The organism is Pseudoalteromonas sp. TAB23 (assembly GCF_000498075.1).
GTDB lineage: Bacteria > Pseudomonadota > Gammaproteobacteria > Enterobacterales > Alteromonadaceae > Pseudoalteromonas > Pseudoalteromonas arctica.
The window spans coordinates 21,248-28,310 of sequence record NZ_AUTP01000211.1; the positions used below are offsets into that span (position 1 = coordinate 21,248).

The following is a 7,063-nucleotide window of genomic DNA, read 5'->3' on the forward strand; positions in this document are numbered from 1 at the left end:
AATAATATTAATTATTGTTTCGCTTTATGTATGTTACTGTGGCAAATTAATTTAATTAAATTGCATGTTGTTAGGTAAGTGAGGATGTTCCATTGATTAATGTACTTTTAGTTGATGACCATGAACTTGTACGAACAGGAATCAAGCGTATTCTTGATGACGTACGAGGGTTTAAAGTAATTGGCGAAGCTAAAACTGGCGAAGAGGCTGTACAGTTTTGTCGTCAGCATGCGCCAAACATAGTATTAATGGATATGAATATGCCAGGCATGGGCGGATTAGAAGCGACTAAAAAGATTTGTCGTTACTGCCCAGATGTAAAAATCATTGTGCTTACTGTTAATTGTGAAGACCCGTTTCCGAGCAAGGTAATGCAAATTGGTGCACATGGCTTTTTAACTAAAGGTGCAGGCTCTGACGAAATGGTTCGTGCCATTCGTTGTGTTCATGCTGGTCAGCGTTACATTGCACCTGAAATTGCACAGCAGATAGCGCTTGCACAAGTGACAGGCCGCACAGATGAAAACCCTTTTCAGAGTTTATCTGAGCGCGAACTGCAAATTATGCTTATGATCACCAAAGGTGAAAAAGCACAAAATATAGCTGAACGCTTAAATCTAAGCTCTAAAACAGTAAATAGCTATCGTTACCGTATGTTTGAAAAGTTAAATGTAGGTGGTGATGTTGAGCTTACCCATTTAGCTATTCGTCATAAAATGATTGATATAGACGTTTCGTACTAACTATAATTTATGTCTGAATTCGATCACGTACATTTTCTCAAAACGCTATCAAGTGAGCCGGGCGTATACCGCATGCTTGATAGTGACAACCAAGTTATTTATGTTGGTAAAGCAAAGCATCTAAAAAAGCGTGTGAGCAGTTACTTTAGAAGTAACATTACCGATAGCAAAACACGCGTTTTAGTGAGTAATATTTGTAACATTGAAGTCACCCTCACCAATACTGAAACCGAAGCGCTGCTGCTTGAAAATAATCTAATAAAAAAATATCAGCCTCGGTACAACATATTATTACGCGACGATAAGTCGTACCCCTATATTTTACTAACTAGCCATAAACACCCTCGTTTAGCATTTCATCGTGGCAGTCGTAAAATTAAAGGTGAGTACTTTGGGCCTTTCCCAAGCGCAGGAGCGGTATCTGAAAGCTTGCGCTTAATGCAAAAAATATTTCCTGTTCGTCAATGTGAAGATGCTTATTACCGCGCAAGAAGTCGCCCGTGTCTGCAATATCAACTTAAACGTTGCTCAGCTCCATGTGTAAATAAAGTAACTGATGATGATTACAGTGAGCAAGTTGACTATGTTCGTAAATTTTTAACGGGTAAATCTCACGAAGTTATTGCTGATTTAATAAAAAAAATGGAAGCAGCCAGCCTGCAATTAAACTTTGAATTAGCGGCAAAAGTTCGCGACCAAATAATGCTACTTCGTAAAATGCAGGAGCAACAGTCTATTTCTGGTAACTTTGCAGAAATGGATGTTGTCGGTTTTGCGCATTTAAACGGGTTAAACGGCATTCATTTATTAATGATCCGCGATCATAAAGTACTGGGTAGTAAAACCTATTTTCCAAAAGTACCTAAAGATTCGAGTGAGCAAGAAATATTGACTTCATTTTTAGGACAGTACTATTTAGCGCCAGGAGCAACAGGGCGTATTGCAAAAGAAATCATATTACCGTTTGAAATAGAAGAGAGCGGGGCACTCGGCGAAGCGCTTACACAAATAAGTGAGCGCAAAGTAACCCTTAAAGTGGTTACTCGTGGTGAGCGTGCGCAATACCTACAACTCGCAAATAAAAATGCATTAAACAGTATTGCGGTTAAACAAAGTACCCAAGACTCTATTAATAAGCGTTATGCACAATTAAAAGCAACACTGCGACTTGACGATATTACCCGAATGGAGTGTTTTGATATAAGCCACACTATGGGGGAGAACACCGTTGCAAGTTGTGTTGTATTTGACTCACAAGGCCCAAATACAAAAGAGTATAGGCGCTACAACGTAACAGGTATTACAGGTGGCGATGATTATGCTGCAATGGAATTTGCACTTAATAAGCGCTATAACAAGTTAGTAGACGAAGACAAAATTTCAGACGTTATCTTTATTGATGGCGGTAAGGGGCAGTTAGGACGCGCTGAACAGTACTTTTCTAATTGGCCGCACACTAAAATGCCTTTATTAGTCGGTGTTGCAAAAGGAACGAGTCGTAAACCCGGTCTTGAAACACTATTGATTGACGGTGGACGCAAAACCATTCCGATGGATTCAGATGCGCCTGCGCTTCATTTGATTCAGCATATACGTGATGAGTCTCACCGTTTTGCTATTGCAGGGCATCGTAATAAACGACAAAAACAACGTACACAATCACTACTAGAAGAAATAAATGGAGTAGGTTCTAAGCGTCGCCAAACATTATTAAAATATTTAGGGGGCATGCAGGGTGTAAAAGCTGCTAATATAGAACAGTTAAAGAAAGTTCCTGGGATCAGCCCTGACATGGCTGAGAAGATATTTAACCATTTGCATGACAAGGGCTAGCCCTACATGCGAATATAGCAAAAAGACATATCCAAGTAGTTATGTGGAATATTCCAAACACACTCACAACATTTAGACTTTTTCTTATCCCCGTTTTTTTGGTGATATTTTATTTGCCTTATAGCTGGGCTTTTTTTGCTGCCGCCTTTATTTTTTGGCTTGCATCGATCACCGATATATTAGACGGTTATTTGGCAAGAAAGCTTGAGCAATCAACTCCTTTTGGTGCTTTTTTAGATCCTGTTGCTGACAAAGTAATGGTATGTGCTGCACTTGTAGCGTTATCTGATCAGTACCAGTCAATGTATATGACAATACCTGCTCTTATTATAATAAGCCGTGAAATAATCATATCTGCACTTCGAGAATGGATGGCAGAGCAGGGTAAGCGTGGTAATGTAGCTGTATCAAATATGGGTAAAATAAAGACGGCTGCACAAATGTTAGCCATTATCGGTTTGATTTGGCAATATGATACGTGGATGAACTATTTAAGTTTTGGACTACTGTACATTGCGACCTTTTTAACCTTGAGTTCTATGATGCAATATTTACGTGCAGCATGGGGTGAATTGACTAAAAATTAACTCTAAATGTATAATAACGCACCGTTTTAGATAAAAAACAAGCAAACAGTTCAAAACTAGCATTTTTTGTATTGACGCGTTTAATAATCTCTGTAGAATGCGTCCGTGTTGAGAGGGCATAGCCCCCGAGATAAACAAAACGGTAATTAATCAGTTACCTGAATGTTCACATAAATCATCATGTGCTAATTCAAATAACTGATAAATAAAATGCGGTACTAGCTCAGTTGGTAGAGCGCGACCTTGCCAAGGTCGAGGTCACGAGTTCGAGCCTCGTGTACCGCTCCAAGTTTATCTCAAGGTTATTACTCCAGTATTGGGGCGGAATGGCAGAGTGGCCATGCACCGGATTGCAAATCCGTTTACCTCGGTTCGACTCCGGGTTCCGCCTCCATTTCAACACTCCACACGCTTTAATTAGCAAACTCGATGCCCGAGTGGTGGAATTGGTAGACACAAGGGATTTAAAATCCCTCGACTAACAAGTCGTGCCGGTTCAAGTCCGGCCTCGGGCACCACTTTGTGGTTTAATTGCATTACCAAGTGTAATTTATAAAATGGTTAATTTAGAATTAATATGATGCGGTACTAGCTCAGTTGGTAGAGCGCGACCTTGCCAAGGTCGAGGTCACGAGTTCGAGCCTCGTGTACCGCTCCATATTAGTTTTATCCACTTGCTTTTAATAGCAAACTCGATGCCCGAGTGGTGGAATTGGTAGACACAAGGGATTTAAAATCCCTCGACTAACAAGTCGTGCCGGTTCAAGTCCGGCCTCGGGCACCACTTTAAATTATTTTACCAAGATGATTTGAAGTTGATAAAACAGTATTTTGCGGTACTAGCTCAGTTGGTAGAGCGCGACCTTGCCAAGGTCGAGGTCACGAGTTCGAGCCTCGTGTACCGCTCCAAATTATTTGGATGCATTTAGGCGGAATGGCAGAGTGGCCATGCACCGGATTGCAAATCCGTTTACCTCGGTTCGACTCCGGGTTCCGCCTCCATATAATTTACTCCACACGCTTTAATTAGCAAACTCGATGCCCGAGTGGTGGAATTGGTAGACACAAGGGATTTAAAATCCCTCGACTAACAAGTCGTGCCGGTTCAAGTCCGGCCTCGGGCACCATCTATCTATTAAGCGCTCTGCTTAAAAAATATCTAATAAACCTTCTAATATCTATAAAACATCCAGTAAAAATCCTGATTTATCATTTTTATGTTTTCTATGATTTATATTATCTTGATATGCACTACTTTATGCATGGTCTACCCAATAATAGCGTTGTGTGATAGTTCAGTAAGAGTTTGTATATCTATCGTATTAAAGATATATATGAGTAAGCATAATGTAATATCTCCAAACCCAATCCTATAACGCCTCAAATAAACCAGCCATGCAACCCTTAGCGACACAGAGTACTTAATGCTAATGAATACACTTTGAACTGAACTAAGCGTCATAGACTTATGATACCAACCAGTAAAGTAGGTCATTAGCTTTAAAAAATTCAAAACAGTAAAGCAATCTACACCTCGAGAGCAAACAACCTTGAAAGCAAAGTTCAAACACCTATGTGCTGGTAGCATAAAGTAATACCAATCTGCTTATATATGGGGTCTATTTAAGGTTAAGGAAATTACGCTAGATCTAGGCAAAAATTTTTGTATCTAGTGTTCTAAATAAAAATTTTTAACGACGTTATAGTGCAATTTAATTCGTTAAATTGCTCAGAGATTTATGCAGGTTGGTATAGTTGTCGAATTGGTTGCTAACACATGCTCATTGGAAGTTAAAAATCGCGGGTAAGAGTAAATCTAGAGTTATGGTGAGAACTTCAAATAGGTAAACAATAAAGTGCTTATACATAATGCAGAGCTATGGGCATTAAACATCTGTTTTTGTAGGTTGTCTTATCTAGGCTGATAATCAGATAATGTCTATACAGTTCTTATCGTCCGTAACAGCTTTTACGTATAAATGATTGAGTGCTATGTGTCAGGACTTTTTATTTTTAGAACTAAAAAAGCGAGCCGTAGCTCGCTGTTTATTGTTTATTTCCAGGCCTCGGGATCGACCTCTTTAGCAAGTTTAGGATGCTTACTTTTGTCAAAGGTGGGTATTAAGCCCTTTTTGCGTTGTTCGTTGTAATCTTTAGAGAGCCATACAACAACACCTGAAAGCATAAATAGCGCTATAACGTTTACAATGGCCATTAAACCCATTGATATATCTGCCAGCGTCCAAATTAAACCAAGCTCACCAACAGCACCAAACATCACCATACCTAAAACAACAAGTCTAAAGATAAACATACCTTTATTAGAGTTGTGCTCTAAAAACATTAAATTTGTTTCAGCGTAAGAGTAATTAGCCACAATAGAAGTAAAAGCAAAAAACAATATAGCAATGGCAATAAAGTAAGTACCCCAGTCGCCTACATGTTCTTGTAATGCTGCTTGTGTAAGTTCAATCCCCATAACACCAGATTCAGGTACTAATTGCTGCGATAGTAAAATAAGAGAAGCAGTCGCTGTACAAATAACAATAGTATCAATAAATACACCTAGCATTTGCACATAACCTTGTGATGCTGGATGAGGAGGGTAAGGTGTAGCAGTAGCTGCGGCATTAGCTGCACTACCCATACCAGCTTCGTTTGAGAATAAGCCACGCTTTATACCTTGGATCATAGCTTGTGTAACACCATAACCAATTGCACCTGCACCAGCTTGTTCAATACCAAAAGCACTTTTTATTATAAGTACAATTACATTAGGTAATGCAGTAAAATTAATAGCGCATACATAAAGAGCCACTAACAAGTAGGCTAATGCCATAAATGGGACAACCATTTCAGCAAAACGAGAAATCGTTTTCAAACCACCAAAAATAATAATACCAGAGCCAATAACCAAGCAAATGCCTACTATATACTTAGGTACATCAAACGCTACTTCAAATGCTGCAGCAATAGAGTTTGACTGTACGGCGTTAAATACCAAACCAAAGGCTAAAATTAAGCATAACGAGAATAAAGTCCCCATCCAGCGTTTACCTAAACCGTTTTGCATATAATAAGCAGGGCCACCTCTAAAATTGCCATCAGCATCTTTTGTTTTATAAGCCTGAGCCAAAGTACTTTCAGCAAAGCTTGTAGCCATACCTATTAATGCAATAAGCCACATCCAAAAAATAGCACCTGGCCCACCTAGGTATAAGGCAACAGCAACACCAGCCATATTACCTGTACCAACGCGTGCAGCTAACGAAGTACAAAAAGCCTGAAAGGATGAAATTTCATTATCTGCACATTTACGAGAGCCAAACATAACTTTGAACATATGTGGAAATTGCACAAACTGAATAAAGCCTAGTCGAAAAGTAAAAAAGAGGCCTGCTGCTATTAATAAGTAGACGAGAACTTGGCCCCATAGAAGGGCACTTATACTGTTTATTATGTCTGTCATGGATACTGCCTAAATACATGAGTTAAAAAAAGTGACCGCAACTTATCACATCAGGATAAAAGTGTTTAGTTTTAAAGTTCAAAAACAGAGTTATCAACAGGGTTTTGTGGGTAACTTGTGCTTATCATGTGCGCTTGCTTGGGGCTTAATTTTAATTACTATTTTATGCAAATAACGCTTGCGTAAAATCCGCTGCTCCCTATAATGCGACCCCACTGAGACGGGATATGGCGACGCGCAGCGGACAACGCATAGCGAGGCACGAACTACTCAGAGAGTTAAATAAAACTTCGGTTTTAAATTATCGAAAGAAAGTTTAAAACTAAGTGTTGACTCAAAAAATAAAGGGTGTATTATTCGCATCCCTTGAGACGCTAAAGCGACTCAAAACGTTCTTTAACAATATAAAGCAATCATCTGTGTGGGCACTC

Annotated in this window: 4 protein-coding genes and 8 tRNA genes; 11 read left to right on the forward strand and 1 reads right to left on the reverse strand. The window is 39.3% G+C overall.

From position 1 onward, the window contains the following. Positions 1 to 92: 92 nt before the first annotated feature. The 11 genes from uvrY to L654_RS0111315 all read left to right on the forward strand — a co-directional run bounded on the left by uvrY (position 93) and on the right by L654_RS0111315 (position 4,290). Positions 93 to 743 (forward strand): UvrY/SirA/GacA family response regulator transcription factor, encoded by a 651-nt coding sequence (uvrY, locus tag L654_RS0111265; RefSeq protein WP_002963136.1) that lies wholly within the window; start codon positions 93 to 95, stop codon positions 741 to 743. A 9-nt stretch (positions 744 to 752) separates the two neighbouring features. Beyond that, complete coding sequence (uvrC, locus tag L654_RS0111270; protein WP_024608072.1) at positions 753 to 2,576, forward strand: excinuclease ABC subunit UvrC; 1,824 nt, start codon at positions 753 to 755, stop codon at positions 2,574 to 2,576. Positions 2,577 to 2,617: 41 nt separating this feature from the next. Then, positions 2,618 to 3,163, forward strand: a complete 546-nt coding sequence (gene pgsA, locus L654_RS0111275; protein ID WP_032827134.1) for a CDP-diacylglycerol--glycerol-3-phosphate 3-phosphatidyltransferase — start codon at positions 2,618 to 2,620, stop codon at positions 3,161 to 3,163. 212 nt (positions 3,164 to 3,375) lie between these two features. Next, positions 3,376 to 3,451: transfer RNA gene (locus tag L654_RS0111280), tRNA-Gly, on the forward strand. A gap of 32 nt (positions 3,452 to 3,483) precedes the next feature. Then, positions 3,484 to 3,557 (forward strand) — tRNA-Cys (locus L654_RS0111285). A 37-nt stretch (positions 3,558 to 3,594) separates the two neighbouring features. Further along, a tRNA-Leu gene (locus tag L654_RS0111290) sits at positions 3,595 to 3,681 on the forward strand. Between the two features lie 64 nt (positions 3,682 to 3,745). Further along, a tRNA-Gly gene (locus L654_RS0111295) sits at positions 3,746 to 3,821 on the forward strand. A 39-nt stretch (positions 3,822 to 3,860) separates the two neighbouring features. Then, positions 3,861 to 3,947 (forward strand) — tRNA-Leu (locus L654_RS0111300). Positions 3,948 to 3,996: 49 nt separating this feature from the next. Next, positions 3,997 to 4,072: transfer RNA gene (locus L654_RS0111305), tRNA-Gly, on the forward strand. Between the two features lie 19 nt (positions 4,073 to 4,091). Further along, positions 4,092 to 4,165 (forward strand) — tRNA-Cys (locus L654_RS0111310). A gap of 38 nt (positions 4,166 to 4,203) precedes the next feature. Further along, positions 4,204 to 4,290: transfer RNA gene (locus tag L654_RS0111315), tRNA-Leu, on the forward strand. A 926-nt stretch (positions 4,291 to 5,216) separates the two neighbouring features. On the opposite strand, the gene L654_RS0111320 is transcribed toward L654_RS0111315, so the two are convergent. After that, positions 5,217 to 6,632 (reverse strand): sodium:alanine symporter family protein, encoded by a 1,416-nt coding sequence (locus L654_RS0111320; RefSeq protein ID WP_024608073.1) that lies wholly within the window; start codon positions 6,630 to 6,632, stop codon positions 5,217 to 5,219. Positions 6,633 to 7,063: the final 431 nt, after the last annotated feature.

What these genes read in the sequence shown, in the direction of transcription:
- pgsA (WP_032827134.1), top strand. Translation starts at nt 2,618, where the DNA reads ATGTGGAATATTCCAAACACACTCACAACATTTAGACTTTTTCTTATC.
- L654_RS0111320 (WP_024608073.1), bottom strand. Translation starts at nt 6,632, where the DNA reads ATGACAGACATAATAAACAGTATAAGTGCCCTTCTATGGGGCCAAGTT.
- uvrC (WP_024608072.1), top strand. Translation starts at nt 753, where the DNA reads ATGTCTGAATTCGATCACGTACATTTTCTCAAAACGCTATCAAGTGAG.